This is a genomic window from Fibrobacter sp. UWB15 (assembly GCF_900177705.1).
GTDB lineage: Bacteria > Fibrobacterota > Fibrobacteria > Fibrobacterales > Fibrobacteraceae > Fibrobacter.
On sequence record NZ_FXBA01000009.1, the window covers coordinates 117731 to 135808 of the forward strand.

The 18078-nt window shown below is 52.0% G+C and carries 11 protein-coding genes; 2 read left to right on the forward strand and 9 right to left on the reverse strand.

Annotated elements, in window-relative coordinates:
- Positions 1–65 precede the first annotated feature (65 nt).
- From B9Y58_RS12150 to B9Y58_RS12180, 7 genes are all read right to left on the reverse strand, one after another.
- A complete protein-coding gene (locus B9Y58_RS12150) occupies positions 66–1793 on the reverse strand; it encodes a glycoside hydrolase family 9 protein (RefSeq protein WP_073057281.1) in 1728 nt (575 codons plus the stop codon).
- 101 nt (positions 1794–1894) lie between these two features.
- Positions 1895–3280, reverse strand: a complete 1386-nt coding sequence (locus B9Y58_RS12155) for an FISUMP domain-containing protein (protein WP_158278358.1) — start codon at positions 3278–3280, stop codon at positions 1895–1897.
- A gap of 174 nt (positions 3281–3454) precedes the next feature.
- On the reverse strand, positions 3455–4267 hold the full coding sequence (locus tag B9Y58_RS12160) for an ABC transporter ATP-binding protein (protein ID WP_073057286.1): 813 nt from the start codon (positions 4265–4267) through the stop codon (positions 3455–3457).
- Positions 4257–5255, reverse strand: coding sequence for an ABC transporter ATP-binding protein (locus tag B9Y58_RS12165; RefSeq protein WP_073057289.1), 999 nt, complete (start codon positions 5253–5255; stop codon positions 4257–4259). Before B9Y58_RS12165 ends, B9Y58_RS12160 begins: the two co-directional genes overlap by 11 nt.
- Positions 5256–5266: 11 nt before the next feature.
- Entirely contained in the window at positions 5267–6112 is an 846-nt protein-coding gene (locus B9Y58_RS12170; RefSeq protein ID WP_072979824.1) for an ABC transporter permease, read from the reverse strand.
- A gap of 2 nt (positions 6113–6114) precedes the next feature.
- Positions 6115–7473 (reverse strand): ABC transporter permease, encoded by a 1359-nt coding sequence (locus B9Y58_RS12175; protein WP_233247957.1) that lies wholly within the window; start codon positions 7471–7473, stop codon positions 6115–6117.
- Positions 7474–7508: 35 nt separating this feature from the next.
- Positions 7509–9332: an ABC transporter substrate-binding protein gene (locus B9Y58_RS12180; protein WP_073057295.1), complete on the reverse strand. Its 1824-nt coding sequence runs from the start codon at positions 9330–9332 to the stop codon at positions 7509–7511.
- A gap of 375 nt (positions 9333–9707) precedes the next feature.
- On the opposite strand from B9Y58_RS12180, the gene B9Y58_RS12185 reads away from it, so the two are divergent.
- Both B9Y58_RS12185 and leuS read left to right on the forward strand, forming a co-directional pair.
- Positions 9708–10985, forward strand: a complete 1278-nt coding sequence (locus B9Y58_RS12185) for an O-acetylhomoserine aminocarboxypropyltransferase/cysteine synthase family protein (protein WP_073057298.1) — start codon at positions 9708–9710, stop codon at positions 10983–10985.
- Between the two features lie 435 nt (positions 10986–11420).
- Positions 11421–14108: a leucine--tRNA ligase gene (gene leuS, locus B9Y58_RS12190; protein WP_073057301.1), complete on the forward strand. Its 2688-nt coding sequence runs from the start codon at positions 11421–11423 to the stop codon at positions 14106–14108.
- A gap of 155 nt (positions 14109–14263) precedes the next feature.
- Here the strand turns inward: leuS and B9Y58_RS12195 are convergent, their stop codons facing one another.
- Together B9Y58_RS12195 and B9Y58_RS12200 are read right to left on the reverse strand one after the other, a co-directional pair.
- Entirely contained in the window at positions 14264–16498 is a 2235-nt protein-coding gene (locus B9Y58_RS12195) for an FISUMP domain-containing protein (protein WP_073057304.1), read from the reverse strand.
- 15 nt (positions 16499–16513) lie between these two features.
- Positions 16514–17767, reverse strand: a complete 1254-nt coding sequence (locus B9Y58_RS12200) for a hypothetical protein (RefSeq protein WP_143154708.1) — start codon at positions 17765–17767, stop codon at positions 16514–16516.
- Positions 17768–18078 lie beyond the last annotated feature (311 nt).

The window sequence follows — 18078 nt, forward strand, 5'->3', positions numbered from 1 at the left end:
CCCCCTAATAAAAAACGGACACAGCCTTAAGCCATATCCGTAATATATATTTTTTGAGCGGCGTGTCACTTGTTATAAATCGCTTCGAGGGCGGCGGCGAGGTAGGCAAGGGGCGCATTCCAGTTGATGGCCACTTCGTTGGTCGCGTAGCTGCAGCGGTTATCGATGTAGGCGAGGGCCGGCTTATCGGCGGCAGCATAGTTCGGGCACTTCCAATTTTCCTTGCCATCCAGGTTAATATCCTGCTTGCCCAAATGCGGGCCACCTACGAGCATTCCCGGCACCGGATCGTCGACCATGTCCGATTCGCTCGGGCGGTGGTGCGGATTGCGCGGGCTCCTGTAACCGAATCCGGTCACGTAAGTCATGTCTTGCGGGTTCTTGCCGAGCAAGTAGTCAAGGCACTGCTGGGCGCCATCCAAGTAGCTTTTGTCTTTGGTAAGCAGGTAAGCGTGCACCAGCACCATGCCGTTGTTTGCCATGGCACTATTAGAGCCCCAGTTCCAGCTCCAAGGGAATGCTGGCAAGCGGTAGGCGCTCGTGTCGCCCACGGTACGGAGGTTGTTGGCTTCGTCCAAGACAGTCTTCTTGGCTGCAGCGACAACTTCCTTGTCGAAGTCGGCGGAATCCAGTGCCACGCGGAAGGCAGCGAGCATGTTCACGTTACCCCACCAGGCGCCATCGGGTGTGAACAGGTTCTGCTTCAGGTCATCCTGATAATACTGCTTCTTGGTGGCGCGGAAAAGTTCAGCGGCAGCCCAGCGGAATTCATCTTTACCATCTTCGCCATCATGCATGTAGTTGCCCGTCTGCACGTCGGCGGGCTGCTTGTAGAACTGCTGCGGATGCATCTTGGCCCAAGCGTAAGCACTTTCTGCGGCCTTGAGTACCTTGTCGGAATAAGCCTTGTCCACGTTCTTGTAAACGACACTTGCCTGCGCCATCACGGCAGCAAAGTCAAGCGTTGCCGTCACGTTCTTGAGAATGGCATAGCGGGCATCCCTGTCGTTTTCGGGGAGCACGCTGCCACCGAACTTAAGCGTCGTCACCTTGTGGTAAACACCGCCGTCCTTGTCCTGCATGGTGAGCATCCAATCAAGATTGTAGCGCACTTCTTCCAAGATTTCAGGATACTTTGCGAATTCGCGCGGAATGTTCCAGGTCAGCGAATCCAGATACTTCGGGAAGTTCTCGTAAGCTTCGAGCAAAGTAAATACGGTAATGCCGGAATTCACGATGTATTTGCCGTAGTCGCCGGCATCGTACCAGCCTCGGTCGGATTTGATTACTTGACCATTGCCTTTGCCGCCGGTCGCCTTGTCAGTGCCGTAAACGATCACTCGATTGTCTTTATGGCCTGCAGCGCGGGCCCATTTGCCCGCATACTGGGGTTCAAGCGGCATGCTGGCGCGCTGGTAGTAGAACCACTTAAGGCTGGCCTTTACCAAGTCGTCATAGACGTTCTTGCCCACTACGATGGGAGTACCCACATATTCCTTGCCGCGGAAAAGGCGGTAGGTGCCAGGTTTCTTGACTGCAGAAATATCGAAAGTCTGCACTTCTTCGCCGCTGTATTCCCAATCATAGACCATGGGGGCCTTGAGTTTCAAGACCGTCTTTCCGTTGAGATCGCGAACTTCGAGCCCGTTGGCATCGCTACCGGGGTAAACGACAATCTTTTCGGCATCGGGAGCAAAACCCAGCTGGTTTACGAGGGGACCTGCAAAAGCAGACGAAAAAGACACGGCTACAGAAGCCGCTCCTGCTAAAAATGCGCTTTTAGAGAAATTCATACTTAGAATATACCTAAAAATCCCCTGAGAGGGGTACTCCCAAGGGCGAATTTTCGTTTTCAACAGAAACCAAAGGCGGTTTCAAACCTGCTTGCCGATAGTTATTGTCTTTCGTTGCCGCCTACGCTTTCGCAAGTGCTTTTGGCTGCGCTGAACGCCATTTCTGCGTAAGCGGCCTTAGACATATTATGGGCGACCACTTTCTCGTTTGAACCGTTGACACCCTTCGTGGAAAGAACCAAGTCGTCGTCGGCATTCACCGAATAAGTGTATTCAACGTCATCACCAAAAGCGTCTTTACCGATAAAGTGCCAGGTGCTCACATCGTTTTTGTCCATGGCATCGCATGCACCGCCATCGGTAACGTCAGAGCTAGATTCGATGTCATCAACGGTGGAAGAACTGGAGTTGTTGTTATCTCCTGTAATTTCTGTCTGTTCAATTGTATACGCATTCCAAAACCAAGAAGTGTTGTCGGCTTCGTTTTTCAATTCGCAGACCCGCTTCTTGTAATTTTCTGCATCATAGGCCGTTTTGCCGGCATTCGCTTCATCACAAGTCAAACTATCCAATTCGTCCCTATAGTACGTGATAAAATCATACCCTTCAGGATCGTTCACGCAACGGACGAAAAACGCTTGGCGGAATAGTGGCATTGAGTGTGATTGCATATAGTATGAACCATCTTGGGAAGTTGATGAAGACACATAAAAGTATCTCACCGCATGAACATATCCACCATTGCTATAATCCCAGGTGCTATCAAATTTTGACGAAAAGAATTCCGCAGATTGTTCATCATCTTCGTAATCATACTTCCACGAACCAATGACGCGGCCACCAGGCAAAATTGTCAAGCCCAAGCTGTTGTCATTATTCGAAAACTTCGTGGAATCCTCGCCCTTTAGACGCCACGCATTTGCTGCCAAGGGGTCTTTGTCGGAAGATATGATGCTTTTCCACTCTTCATAAGTGGGAATACGCCAACCTGTAGGGCATAATGTATCTATATAATCCCTAGAGGCGTAGCCATAGTAAAAATAGCCCAATCCTTCTTCATGCCGATAATACCCATGATTGTTGTAATTCAGGTTCTCGGCCATCCAAGTTAGTTCGCCAATTTTAATAGTCTTGTAGACCTGGCCGTCGCGTTCATCAACCATTTCCCCGTAAGAAAGCTTTTCGTTCAAGAACTGCCATGCGTAATGTTCAAGGGAGCTAGAACTGGGCTCTTTATACGAGCTGCTAGAGATATTATCTTCTTCTGCAGAAGACAGAGGTTCATCTACAGAAGAGGAACTCGTTTCATTAACGGCAGAACTCAATTGAGTTCCGTTGAAAGACGAACTGCTGTAATTAGATTCGCTAGAAATTTCAGAGGTTGCATTTTCGTCTGCATTCGAAGAAGAATCGCTACCGCAACCGGTATACATTGCAGCGGCAATACAGCCGGCGACAAACAAACTATAACCTGAAAGTTTTCTCATGTTTTCCTCCATGTCGTGAATTTCATACAAAGTCGCGTCAATTATAACAAAAGACTTTCCGCTTGACGACAAAGCTTTTCAATTTCAACGGAAAACAGCGCCAAAACTATTAATACACAAGAACCCCGGCTCCGTTTATGGAGTCGGGGTTTCTCAGATTCATCGGCTTCGGGCCTAGCCTTTCTTAGAGCGATGGCTGTTCTTGATCCATTCGGTCTTGTGGACTTCCGGAATATCGTCGAGCAGCTTGAGCGTGTGCGGTTCGGTCGTGTTGTCGAGCACTTCTTCCGGAGTACCCTGGTTCACGATCTTACCGTCGTGCATAATGAAGATACGGTCAGAAACGTAGTTTGCAAGACCGATATCGTGAGTCACGAACACCACGGTCATCTTGAGTTCGTCTTTCAACTTACGCAAGTAATCGAGGATGTTGGCACGCACGCAGGCGTCCACCATGGAGGTAGCTTCGTCAGCGATCAAGACCTTCGGACGGAGCGCGAAGATACGGGCCAAAAGCATACGCTGCATCTGACCGCCGGAAAGTTCGAACGGGTACTTGCCTTCGATATCTTCGGGCTTCACGTTCACAGCCATCAGGCCTTCGTCCACGCGGCGGCGGACTTCTTCCTTGGAGGGCTTGTCCTTGAGGATGTTCATGGCGTCTTCCAGCTGGCTACGGATGGTAAAGAACTGGTTGAAGCAGCCGAACGGGTCCTGGAACACGGACTGCACTTCGTTCCAGTGAGCCTTCAGGTTCTTGATGGGCTTGTCGCGATACAGGAACTGGCCGCGAGTCGGCTTGTAAAGACCGAGCATGATCTTTGCGAGCACGGACTTGCCGCAACCCGAACCACCCACGATGGAGATGAATTCTTCGTCATAGATGTCGAAGGACACATCCTTCACGGCGGTCTTCAGGGTCTTACCGGCACCAAAATCCTTGCTGATGCGCTTAGCGGAAAATACAATGGGTTTATCAGACAGCATAATCGCACCTCACTTGACGGTCGCCTACAATGCGGATGTTCTGGGTATTCTTCTTGCAGTCGGGGCATGCCTTCTTGCAACGGGGTGCAAAGCGGCAACCCACGATCTTGTTCTTGAGGCTCGGAGGAGCACCTTCGATAGCCACCGGATGACGGGTACGCTGGGAAGCTTCGGTAGAAAGCATAGCGCCCATCAGAGCCTGCGTATACGGGTGACGCGGATCCTTCACCACCTGGTCGGCGGTGCCGTATTCCACGATTTCGCCGGCGTACATGATGGCGATATTGTCGGCCACATGGTACAGGAGCGGAAGTTCGTGGGTAATGAAGATCATCGTGGAGAAGATGCCCTTGTCAAGAAGATCGAAGATCATCTTGATCACTTCCTTCTGGGTAGAAACGTCCAGAGCGGAAGTCGGTTCGTCGGCAATCACCATCTGCGGGTTGAGAAGCGTGGAAATACCGATCACGGAACGCTGGCGTTCACCGGCGGTGAGCTGAATCGGGTAGGAGTTCAGCACGCGCTTAGTATCCATACCGAACAGGTCGAAACGTTCGCAAAGACGGTCGTAGATTTCCTTGTGGTCGAGCTTCTTGCCCGGCTGCTGGTGAGCGGCGATCACGTCGGCGGCGATATCCTTGATCTTGCGCACCGGGTTCAGGGCGTTGAATGCGCCCTGCGGAATCATGGAGACCTGCTGGGCGAGCACGTTGGCGCGAACATCTTCGAGCTTGCGGTGCATCAGGGATTCCATGTGGTCGCCTACGCGCACGCGCACGTCACCCTTTTCGGGGTAGAGCGGCGGAATGCACATGCCCATAAGGCCAGACACCAAGGTGGACTTACCACAACCGGATTCACCTGCGATACCGAGGATTTCACCCTTCTTCATGGAGAAGGACACATCCGTCACGGCATGAGTCTTGTCGCCGAAACGGCCAAGGTAATAGAGGCCGAGATTTTCTACTTCAAATACATTTTCAGACATTTCGTTACCTCTTATTTGCGCAGACGCGGGTTAAAGACGCCTTCCATAGAAGTATTGATGAGGTAAAGGGCAAACACCGTAAGGGTCACCACGAGGGTTGCCGGAATGAAGGCAATCCAGATGGAGTCGGCAAGAGCGCCGTTGTCCTTCGCCTGGTTCAAGATGATACCGAGGCTAGTCGTATCGACAGGGCCAAGGCCGATCATGGAGATGGATGCTTCGGAAAGAATGCCCGAACCCACCTGCATGATGAACACCATGAACACGTAAGAGAGCAAGTACGGAAGCACATGCTTGATCACGATCGTGAGCGTAGATGCACCGTTGATGCGAGCGAGAGCGATATGGTCGCGGCTACGCAGGGACGATGCCTGGGCACGCACTGCACGAGCAGACCAGCTCCATGCGGTAAGACCGATGATGAGGCCGATCAAGGTGAGGGAACGACCGTCCTTCACGGCAGAGCTGATGAGCACGAGGATCACGAACTGCGGAATCACGATGAAGAGGTTCGTGAACATGTTCAGCACTTCGTCGATCCAGCCGCCACGGAAACCGCCGAACAAACCGATAAGCACACCGATCGTCGTCGCGATGATACCGGCCACGAAACCCACATAGAGGGAGCTGCGGAGGCCAGCAATCAGCAGGGACACATAGTCACGACCCAAGTGGTCGGTACCGAGCAAGTGTTCAGAAGAAGAACCTGCATACGGGCCAGCGAGAATGTCACGGGCGTGAGTATCGACGTTGTAGAAGAGAGGTCCAAAGAGCGCGATCAGGAGCGTGAGCACGAAGATCGAGATACCGATGACGAACATCGGGGACTTGAGAAGGTTTCTTAAGAGTTTCAACATAATTACTTACCTCCCATTTGGAGACCGGCCTTCACGCGCGGATCGAACACGGCGATGAGCACGTCAACGGCGTAGTTGGCCACGAGCACGCAGGTAGAGATCATGAGCGTACAACCCTGAATCGTTGCGTAGTCGTTCTTCTGGATGGCGTTGAGCATAGCCATACCGAGGCCCGGATAAGAGAAGATCATTTCGGTAATGAGTGCGCCACCCACCATGGCACCGAGGCTTTGAGCAAGACCGGTGAGCTGCGGGAGCATTGCGTTACGGAACACGTAGCTAATGATCTTGCCTTCGCGAAGACCGAGCCACTTGGCGTACTTCATGTAGTCGGTACCGAGTTCATAAATCGACATGGAGCGCATACCCGTTGCCTGACCCGAAAGAAGAATCGGGAAGCAGCTGAAGAACGGGAGGATGTAGTACCAAGCGACGCTCTTAATGCAGGTCCAGGAGAAGGTGAGTTCCGGAATGTCGGAACTGTAAGCACCCATAGCCGGGAACCAGCCGAGCGTGATGGAGAACATGGCCACCAAGAGCATACCGAACACGAAGTACGGCACACCGTTCAGGAACATGGCGCAGGGGAAGAACACCTTGTCGAAGATGCCGCGCTTGTAAGCAGCGAAGGCACCGAGCAAGTTGCCGATAATCCAGCCGAGCAAAATGGTCGGAGCCTGGATGAGGAGCGTCCACGGCAGCGACTTCTTGATTACGTTGGTCACCGGTTCGTTGTTCTGGTAAGAGAGACCGAGGTCACCCTTGAACACGTTGGCAATGTAACGGAGGAACTGGGAGAATGCGGAGCTGAGCTTCGGGTCGGTCTTGAGGACGACTTCGTCAACCATCACGGTGTCCTGGCGTTCAGCCTGGACCTGTTCCATGACAGCGACCTGTTCAACCTTGGCGACCTTCTTCTTGCCCTTCTTTTCCATTACGGGCTTGCCCTTGGCGTCGAGCACGGGCTTTTCTTCGAAGACCGGCTTACCTTCGGCGTCAACCTTCTGGCGTTCCACCATCTTCGGGGTGCCGTCTTCGTTGACTTCCTTCACAGTCACAAGAACCGGATTGCCAGCATCGTCGAGCTTGGGCACCTTGCGGGTAACCATCTGGCCATTTTCGTCGACTTCCGGTTCATAAATCACGTTGCCCTGATCGTCGAGTTCGGCCATACCGAAGGACACCAGGAGTTCGGCTTTCTTCTTCTGGGCTTCAGTCGGAGAAAGACCCTTACCGGCCTGACCCATGATAATGTCGACCGGGTTGTTATCGCCAAGACGCGGCAAGGCGAAGTTCAATGCCACTGCAAAAACGAAGGTCAGGAGATACCAGAACCCCTTCTGCAGGACATAGCGTAGCATAGGATATTGTTTAAGCATTTGTATTCCTTTAACCTTTATTTAGCAAGCTTTAAGTTCCAGAGGATCTTGGTGCCCGAAGCCACCCACGGCAGCTGAGCCGGAGCGTACGGGTTTTCGGCGGTGGGCCAGTTCGTCCACACGCGGTCGCTGAATTCGTAGAACTGTTCAGGCAGGTAGACCAGCGGAATAGAGGGCTGGTCTTCCATGAAGATCTTGTTGAGTTCGCGGTAGGCCTTTGCGATTTCCACGGAGTCCGTCATCAGAGGAATAGCGGAAAGGAGCTGGTCCACTTCGGGGCGGAAGCCTTCGGTACCCGGCTGGTTGTAACGGCCGATGTTCACACCGGCCCAGGCGCCAAGCGGCTGCCAGTCGCGGCTTGCCATGATTTCGTTGAAGCGGCTCCACGGAAGAGACGGAGTCACGTCAGCGACAGGCTTGTGCATCACGAGGTCGAAGTTGCCAAGACCCATGGCCGGCCAGTAAGAACCACCGTCCACGAAGCCTTCGCGGATATCGATACCGGCCTTGCGCATGCCTTCGACAGCGATAGTCACCATGGCTTCCCAGTCGGTCCAGCCGTTCGGGCTAGTGATGTAGAGAGTCGGGAGACGTTCGCCCTTGGCATTTTCCATGTGATCCAGGGTACCGTCGTCGTTGAACACGGACTTGAAGCCCGCTTCGGAAAGGATCTGCTTCACGGCAGCGAGGCGTTCGGCTTCATCGCTGATGCCAAGGTTCACACCGTACTTTTCGAGGTCTTCGTCAACAATGTACTTGCCTTCGAGGTCCGTCGGCATGATGAGGCCGGCCTTGAGGGTAGAGGTGTAGTTGGAAACGGCGAACTGGCGGAGCGCGTTGTAGTCGATTGCAGTTGCAAGAGCACGACGGAAGCGCTTGTCGTTCAGGGGTTCCTTAAGGGTGTTGATCACGAGCATGGGCATTGCACCCGGACGGAAGTAAGGCGGTTCGTTCCACCAGGTGTGGACGCCTGCAGAAGCCTTACGCTGAATGCGGGGAATAAAGCTCTGGGAGGCATCGAGGTTGCCTTCACGCATAGCAATCGTGTTGTGTTCGTTGTTCTTGTAAATCGGGTGAACAATGAACTTCGGAGCCGGAAGCTTGCCGTCATGGAGGGCGGCGTTGCCCCAGTAGTCGTCACGACGTTCAAGAATAATCTTGTTCGGGTCGGCGCTACGCAGGTTGTACGGACCGGAAACCACCGGGTTCTGGTCCATCGGGAGCTTCTTCGTTTCGTCGAGGCCCTTTTCCTTGATGAGCGGTTCAAACACATGCGACGGGGCAATACGGGTTGCCTGCAACATGTCGCGCACGGTCAGCGGATTGTTACGCTTGTCCTTGGCGACCATGAACGAAAGACGTTCGGTAATGACGCCATCGGCACCCTTCAGGGAATCGATATGGATAGCGGAAATCTGTTCGGTAGAGTTGATGGAACCGCGCAGGAACATGAAGGTCACGTCGGTAGAAGTTACCGGCTTGCCATCGCTCCACTTGGCGGCGGGGTTCAGGTCCACCACGATGGAATCGTTATTGGAAAGTTCCTCGACCAAGGTACCCAGAAGGGGTTCGATCTTGCCGTTCAAGGAGTTGTACGTGATGAGCGGTTCGTACATGAGGTTGAAGCGTCCGCCTACCGGCCAGGAGGCCATCCAGCTTTCTGCGAGCGGGTTGAAAGAACCCGGCGCATCGTTCTGCTGGCCCGACAAGTATAGCGTCTGTTGACGGGGAAGCGCGCCACCCAGATCACCTTCCGAAGAAGCGTCGCCGCAACCCGAAAGGAGAGCACCGGATGCCGAGAGCGCAAGCGCCGTCTTGGCAATCGATTTAAGTCCAATCATGTGTGTCCTCTTTTTATAGCTATAAAAAGCTTAGTGTGAAAAAATTCTCTCGTAATATAGATTTAAAAAAAATGATTGATATGGGCTTTTAAGAAAATAGTGTTTACAAATCGCGATAGGTCAAGGAATTAGCGAACGAATGATTACAGAAATTTACAGACGAAATGTTTACTTTGTCTACACTGGAGATAACGCCTCCAAAAAGAATTATAGTTTTTACCTATAAGTAGATATCAGAATTATATATGCAGATATTTGCATAAACGCATTGCCAAGTAATAGCATTTTTCTATATTTACCTATATAAATAATATGTTAGTCAGTGCAAAATAGGCTGCTATCTATATTTAAATGAGTTTTTAACAAGAGGCAAAAATGTCCAAGATCGAAACTTTGTGCGTACAGGGCGGCTGGCAACCGAAAAACGGCGAACCGCGCGTTCTCCCTATCTACCAGAGCACCACTTTCAAGTACGAGTCCAGCAACGCGATGGCCGACCTGTTCGACCTGAAGGCCAGCGGTTACTTCTACACGCGCCTGCAGAACCCGACCAACGATGCCGTGGCATCCAAGATTGCGGCCATGGAAGGCGGTGTCGCTGCGATGCTTACGAGTTCCGGTCAGGCAGCGAACTTCTTCGCCGTGTTCAACATCTGTGAGGCGGGCGACCACTTTATCAGCACCAGCGCTATTTACGGCGGTACGAGCAACCTCTTCAGCGTTACCATGAAGAAGCTCGGCATCGAATGCACGTTCGTGGACCAGGACGCTAGCGACGAGGAAATCGAGAAGGCTTTCCGTCCGAACACCAAGTGCTTCTTCGGCGAGACGGTTGCAAATCCGGCCGGCAAGATTCTGGACCTCAAGCGCTTTGCAGACATCGCCCACAAGCATGGCGTGCCGATGATTGTCGATAACACGTTCCCGACTCCGATTCTCTGCCGCCCGATTGAATTCGGCGTGGACATCGTAACGCATTCCACCACCAAGTACATGGACGGTCACGCGATGGCCGTGGGTGGCTGCATCGTAGATAGCGGAAACTTTGACTGGGAAGCCCATCACGACAAGTTCAAGGGCCTCACCGAACCGGACCCGAGCTACCACGGTCTTGCCTACACGAAGGCTTTCGGCAAGGGCGCCTTCATCACGAAGGCTACGGCCCAGCTCATGCGCGACCTCGGCAGCATCCAGGCTCCGCAGAATGCGTTCCTCCTGAACGTTGGCCTTGAAACGCTTCACCTGCGCATGCCGCGCCACTGCGAGAACGCTCTCGCCTGCGCGAAGTTCCTGCAGAACCACCCGAAGGTGGCCTGGGTCGATTACGCGGGCCTCGAGGGCAACAAGTACCATGAACTTGCCCAGAAGCAGTTCAAGGGCGGGCTCCCCTGCGGCGTGCTCACGTTCGGCATCAAGGGTGGCCGCGAAAAGAGCATCCAGTTCATGGACAACCTCAAGATGATCTGCATCGTGACCCACGTGGCCGACGCCCGCAGCTGTGTGCTGCACCCGGCAAGCCACACGCACCGTCAGCTCAGCGACGAACAGCTCATCGAAGCAGGCGTTGCACCGGACCTGATCCGCTTCAGCGTGGGCATCGAGAATGTTGACGATATTATCGCTGATTTGACTCAGGCTCTCGACAAAGTGTAATTGTTATTTAGAGTAGAAAAAGTCCCTGGCAATGCCGGGGACTTTTTGTTTTTATTTTGTGGATTTCTTATAAAATAACGATTTTTGAACTGTATTCCGATATTTATGCTTTGCGTGTAATTGACGTGCGAATTTAATTTGTGTGAAAATGGCGAATAGGCTAGGTTGAAAACCGAACAAAGTGTAAGTTTTTTGTATAAAATAAATTAGGAGGTACCCCTTGTCAAGGGGTACCCTTTATTGTAACTTTGTTTACAAAGAACCTTTTGAGGGCTAGGAGTCCATCAAACACCTCGGGGGGTCCTGCTGCGCAAGTGGTGGGACCTCCTTTTTTAGTATAAGAAAGCCGTTAAATGGGCGTCTTTTGCCGTGTGGATGTGTAAACGATGTGTAAGAAATTCTATCTTTACCCCCGAAAATTTAAGGACATAAATCATGGCAAAGTACAATCCGCAAGAGATCGAAACCAAGTGGCAAGCCTACTGGGAAGAACATCAGACTTTCAAGACGGGCACCGACAAGTCCAAGCCCAAGTATTACTGCCTGGACATGTTCCCATACCCGAGTGGCGCGGGCCTCCATGTGGGGCACCCTGAAGGTTACACCGCCACCGATATCATCTGCCGCTACAAGCGCAGCCGCGGTTTCAATGTGTTGCACCCGATGGGTTGGGACGCTTTCGGCCTCCCTGCCGAGCAGTACGCCATTCAGACCGGTACGCACCCGGCCATTACCACCAAGAAAAACTGCGACAATTTCCGCCGCCAGATCAAGCGCCTCGGCCTCTCTTATGACTGGAACAAGGAAGTTAACACCACCGACCCGAAGTATTACAAGTGGACGCAGTGGATTTTCAAGCGCCTTTACGGCACCTGGTTCGATGAAGACCAGCAGAAGGGCCGCCCCATCGAAGAACTCCCGATTCCTGCTGACGTGGAAGCCAAGGGCAAGGAAGAAGTCCGCAAGTACAAGGATTCTAAGCGCCTCGCTTACTACGCCGACGCTCAGGTGTGGTGGTGCAAGCACTGCAAGATTGTTTGCGCGAACGAAGAAGTCTTGAACGACGGCAGCCACGAAAAGTGCGGCACCAAGGAAGTGGAACGCCGTAACCTCAAGCAGTGGCTCATGCGTATTCCGCTGTATGGCGACCGCCTGCTGAAGGGCCTCGACAAGCTCGACTGGCCGCAGGGCGTCAAGGATATGCAGAAGAACTGGATCGGCAAGAGCTACGGTGCCGAAGTGGATTTTCCGATTGCCGATGCTGACGGCAAGCCGACCGAAAAGAAGCTCCGCGTCTATACGACCCGTTGCGATACGTTGTTTGGTGCAACTTACATGGTCGTTGCTCCGGAACACGCGATGGTGCCGGAACTCACGACTGCTGAGCAGAAGGCCGCCGTGGAAGAATACGTGCACGCCGCCGCCTTGAAGAGCGACCTCGACCGTACCGAACTTGCGAAGGAAAAGACCGGCGTGTTTACTGGCTCTTATGCCGTGAACCCGCTCACCGGCACCAAGATTCCGGTGTGGGTCGCCGACTACGTTCTGACCGGCTACGGCACGGGCGCCATCATGGCCGTGCCCGCTCACGATACCCGCGACTTCGATTTCGCGAAGAAGTTTAACCTGCCGGTTATCTGCATCATGGAACCGGACGCAAGCTGCCCGGTCGACGTTCGCCCGAAGGTCCTCGCTGGTGAAGCCTGCTGGGCTGCCGACGGCACCTACATCAACAGCCAGAACGACACGCTTTGCCTGAACGGCCTCAACAAGAAGCAGGGCATCGCGAAGGTCATCGAATGGCTCGAAGCCAACAAGATTGGTAAGGCCACGGTGAACTACAAGCTCCGCGACTGGCTCTTCAGCCGCCAGCGTTACTGGGGTGAACCGTTCCCGATTATTCACTGGGAAGATGGCGAAATCTCTACTGTCGACGATGCCGAACTGCCGGTGCTCTTGCCGGAACTCAAGGACTACAAGCCGGGTGACGGCGGACAGTCCCCGCTTGCAAACGCTACCGAATGGCTCCAGGTGACCGACAAGAACGGCCGCAAGGGTATCCGCGAGACGAACACCATGCCGCAGTGGGCAGGTAGCTGCTGGTATTACCTGCGCTACATCGACGCTTGCAATGGCGATGCATTTGTGGCAAAGGAACTCGAAAAGTACTGGATGCCTGTGGACCTCTATGTGGGCGGTGCCGAACACGCCGTGCTCCACCTACTCTACAGCCGCTTCTGGCACAAGGTGCTCTTTGACCTCGGCCTTGTCTCTACCGACGAACCGTTCCAGAAGCTCTTTAACCAGGGCATGATTCTTGCCTTCGCTTACGAAGATGCCGCGGGCTCCAAGGTCCCCACCGACGAAGTGGAAGAGAAGAACGGCAAGTTCTTCAAGAAGGGAACCGACATCGAGCTCAAGCAGATTGTGGCGAAGATGAGTAAGTCCCTCAAAAACGTCGTGAACCCGGATGACGTGGTGCGCGACTACGGTGCCGACAGCCTTCGTTTGTACGAAATGTTCATGGGCCCGCTCGATGCCGTGAAGCCGTGGCAGACCAAGGGCATCGAAGGCATGAACCGCTTCCTCGGCCGCGCCTGGCGTTCTGTTGTCGGTGACGACGATGCCGCTCCGGTCTACGTTGATGAAACCGCTCCGGAAGCAATCGAGAAGGTGATGCACCAGACCGTCATCAAGGTCACGAGCGACATCGAGAACATGAGCTTCAACACCGCGATTAGCCAGCTGATGATCTTCAACAACGAAATGATGAAGATGGACAAGCGCTACCGCGAACCGTGCGAAACGTTCGTGAAGCTCTTGCACCCGTTTGCCCCGCATATCGCCGAAGAAATGTGGAGCATCCTCGGACACAACGAATCGCTCACGAACGTCGCCTGGCCCGAAGCCGACCACTCCAAGGCCGTGGAAAACACCGTGGAAGTCGTGTTCCAGGTGAACGGCAAGGTCCGCGCCAAGGCCTCCGTTGCTAAGGACATGGACAAGGCCGCCCTCGAAAAGCTCGCTCTTGAAAACGAAAGAGTGAAGGAGTTTACTGCTGGTAAGACTGTTGTGAAGGTCATTGCCGTGCCGGGTAAACTCGTAAGCGTTGTGGTCAAGTGACACGACATTCGGTCGTGTCATCCTGACGCCGAAGGCGGAAGGATCCAGACCAGAGAAAAAATCAGACCGTAGCTTGACCGCTGCGGTCTTTTTGTATAATCGAAAACCACCGGCTTCATCGCCGGCGGGTCACTTTTTTGTGTGATTACAATCTCTTAGTCCTTAAGGCACCTTACGTTGCAACTTAGGTTCTGCTTTTGCTGTGCCTGCGCAAACTCCATTGAATTGTCTCGGCTGATTCTATAGACGTATGCGCGGTCTTCGCTGGCGGCGTCTCGGCTGCATACGTTCACGCTGTAAAGCCATCCGTTGTAGTTGCCGTTTATATTTCTGCTTCCAATCATATAGAGCGAGAATCCAAGCAGATTGTCTCCTGTTTCAATGCCATCACTGTATTCTAGACGGTTTTCCGAAACGAAGATATCTGCTGCGGTTTCGTTCTTGAACCATGTCTTTCCGAAATTGGCCAGGGTTTCAAGTTCCTTGTTGTTTGGAACGTGGAATCCTTCGGGGCATATATTTTCTACTGCCGCGTTTTCACCGAGAATTGCGTCCCATCTGTAGAAACGGCCATACTTTTTGCAGTATTTAAGGCTGCTGTCGGCGTTCCAAGATGTGTCCGTTGAAGCGTATTTGTGCATGGGACACCAGCTAGAATCTATGGCGTAGTTCAAATTTTCTGAAATCCAGATTTGACTACCGATGCCTACAGTCTGGTAAATGGTCCCATCACGTTCGTCGGTAACGGTGTCAGTCACTAGTTTGTCATTTGCAAATTTCCAGGCGAAACCGTTGCAGGTGAAAACGGAATTCTGGTATACGTAATCGCCTTCGTGTTCTCTGTGGCAACCATGACCGATTGCCATGTCAAATTCTTTTGCGATAGCTACGTCGCCCTTGTAGCAATAGTAGTAGATGGTTGTATCGATTTGACCTTTATGGAACGATTCGTCGTCTTCGCCGCAGTTAATCAGTTTTGCTTCTTTTTCCAGCAAGGTTTCTTCTTGCGGGGGCTCAGGTTCCGTAGGTTTAATCACGGTAAATTTGCCATCGTAGCAAAGAACTTTTACTGCAGAATCCACGAGGCTTGGGCGTCTTGTATAAGCGGAGTCGCATTCGATTCCTTGCGAGTAATATTCCGTTTCGTTTGCGGAATTCCAGAAAAGCTGGGTTCCTGTATCCATGCATTTGTGGTATGGAATCGGAATCAAGACGCCTCCGGCGTATGGGTCTTCCGATTTTATGACCATTCCTAAGTTTGTCGTTATGCAGGGAATCCCGTTTTGGATGCTGGGGTAAATCCATTTCCCCTGAACGGAATCGTAAGCGTAGGTGTAATTTTCGTAATAGGAGCCTTTTCGTAATTCGCCGTTATATCCCGGTTCCCAATTGTAGGTGTCTTGGAATGTTGTGCCGGGGTTGTACCAACCGAGTTTTTCGGAGCAGACAAATAGAATCTTGTAATACTTGCTGGTAGAATCGTTGACCGTTTTTACGGAATCGATGTTCTTGCTGGAACATTCTCCAAATCCGTAGATGCGCCCGTAAATGCCGGTGGTAACCGGTCTTTCGGCTCTTGGGGTAGGAATGTCACTAGTGTATTCATACATGTAGCTGTCGGCAAGACGGTCTGCAAAGTATATTTTTATGGAATCGTTCCATTTGCCGTCTTTTTCAAAAATAGTGTCCGCTTTTTTGTTGTATGGCAGGCTGCCGGACCATAGGGTTTGCAAAACCACTGCTGCAACGGAATCGGTCGTATGTTCGTCAATTTGGTTAGAATGCTTTAACTTGGGAATATCGCCGAAAACCTCTTTCAGAATTTCGCCTTGCGCCTGCTTTTCGGCGGAGTCGGATTCAAGCCCGTCTTTCATGAGCTTGACGATTCGTTTGCTTTCGAGCGTGGTGAGCGCGTTGAGGTGGAGCGAATCGGTGCGGCCAAGATCGACAAAGCTCCATGCCGGCGCGGATATAGAATATCTTTTGTTGTCGATTCTTAAAAGGGCGTAAGGTGTTTGCAGCTTAAGATTCTCGAACACGAACGGGCACGAATCGCAGTCTGCCTTGACCATGAATTCGCGGCCTGTAAGGTTCATGGCGGTGTCTATTTCAAGCACAGTGGCTTCGTGCCATTTGGAGTGTCCGTAAATAGCTGTGAGTTGGGCTTTTTCGAACAGCGCTGCCGGTTCAGTGTTCAGCGAATCTGATGTGCTCGATGAATCGGCCTTGGATTCGGAGCTTTTCTTGTCATCTTTATCGCTGTTGCCGCTACTGCTGCTGAGTTCGGAATCTTTAGAGGAATCGTCTTGCGGATCGCTAGAGGAATCGTCGCCGCAACCGAACAAGAAAAGGCTGCTTGCCAAAAGGATTGCAAAAATATTCTTGGTCATTTTGTTCTTCTCCCCTTAATTTGTTTGCCCGGCAGAAACAATGTGTTCGTCGCATTCGGTCATGTCTTTTTCTAGCCAGTAGCTACCGTCGCAGTAGTAGCATTTTTTGCCGCTCTTGCCGTAGAGGCCTCTTGTTTCTTTGACGCAGGCGAGCTTAAGTCCGGTTTCGATGTTGTCTGCTTCTAGCCAGGAGTATTCCCCTTGGAAAGTTCCCCAGTAGTAATAAGTATCTTTGCAGTAAGGCGCCTCTGTCAAGTGCCCCGCAATGGTGTCACCTACGGTAGTATCCAGAACAATTTTATCGAGAACGCTACAATCGTGGGGATATTGCCATTTGGCAGAATCGCAATACATCACATACTTGCTGTTGAATGCCGCCGACTTGATTTCGTTCTTGTTTGCAACGGAACATTCTCCGAGGTCGAATTTTGTTTCCCAGACTTGTTCAAGATATTTTTTAGCGCCGGTTATGATGTAGTGGTAACCGAATTTTCTCGAGTTTTCGGTAATTTTCCAGCAATCCCTGCCGGTGCTGGCATTGTATGCCTGGTACCAAAAAGAACTTGTTGTGGAATCGTTTAAGCTTTCTAGGGCAAGTAACCCATCAAAGTCGCCCGAGAAGGAGTGCACTTCGGAAAGAATGGTGGCTCCCAGCAGGTAAAAACTTTCGCTTTGTTCAGTAACCAAGTTCAGCTTGTTGAATTCGGTATGCAATGTGTCTAGCATCAGGAGTGCCGAAATTTCAGATTGCAGGGTGGCCATTGCGGAATCAAAGGAGTAGCCTTGTTCTATGTAGCGGGGGAGTCTCCTTGCCTGCATGTGTGTCAAGACATTCAGGTTGATGGTATCGCCCTTGCGGATGTCGGCGTAGGTTTCTGTACCGGTGAAATATTCGGGCCTGTTATCAATTTCGTAACAGACGGTGTTGTAGCTGCCGACAGCTTCGATGTGCACGTAGGGTTGCGTTAACTTGACATCGGGAATGACGTATAAGCCCAGAGAGTCGGCAATGAGGGTTCGGTAAACGACGCCGGTTTGCGCGAGGTTGCTGTCCAGTTCGCGCAAAACAACCTCGGTTCCCCAAGCGTACTGGCCGCGATTCAGGTAACCGACAACGGTGTGTGTCGTTTCGATAGGGCCGGTCTCGGCGGAATCCGTCTTTGATGAATCGGGTGTATTCGGAATAGAATCTTTTTTGGAAGTCGTGTCTGCGGAATCCTTGACATCGGTTGCCGTAGAATCAGACGGAATCGGTTCAACAAGATTCACTTTTTCAGGAGTGCTCTCGCTACAAGAACACATGAAAAAACTTGCCAACGTAAAAGTGACAAACGCAGATGCGATTTTAGTGGTAAAATTCTTGCCTATGGTCATAGCAAGTAAACTCCTTTCTTAGCGACCCAATGTAAAAATTATAACAAATTATAAGAAAATGCTAGGGGCGAACGAATAAAAAAAAGACCGCGACATTAAGTCGCGGCCTTTTTGTATAACCGAAAACCACCTGCTAGGCAGGTGGTTCTAAAGAAGCTTTAGCGGTACTGAAAAAAATCCTTTGGTTATAATTGAGATGCGGCCTG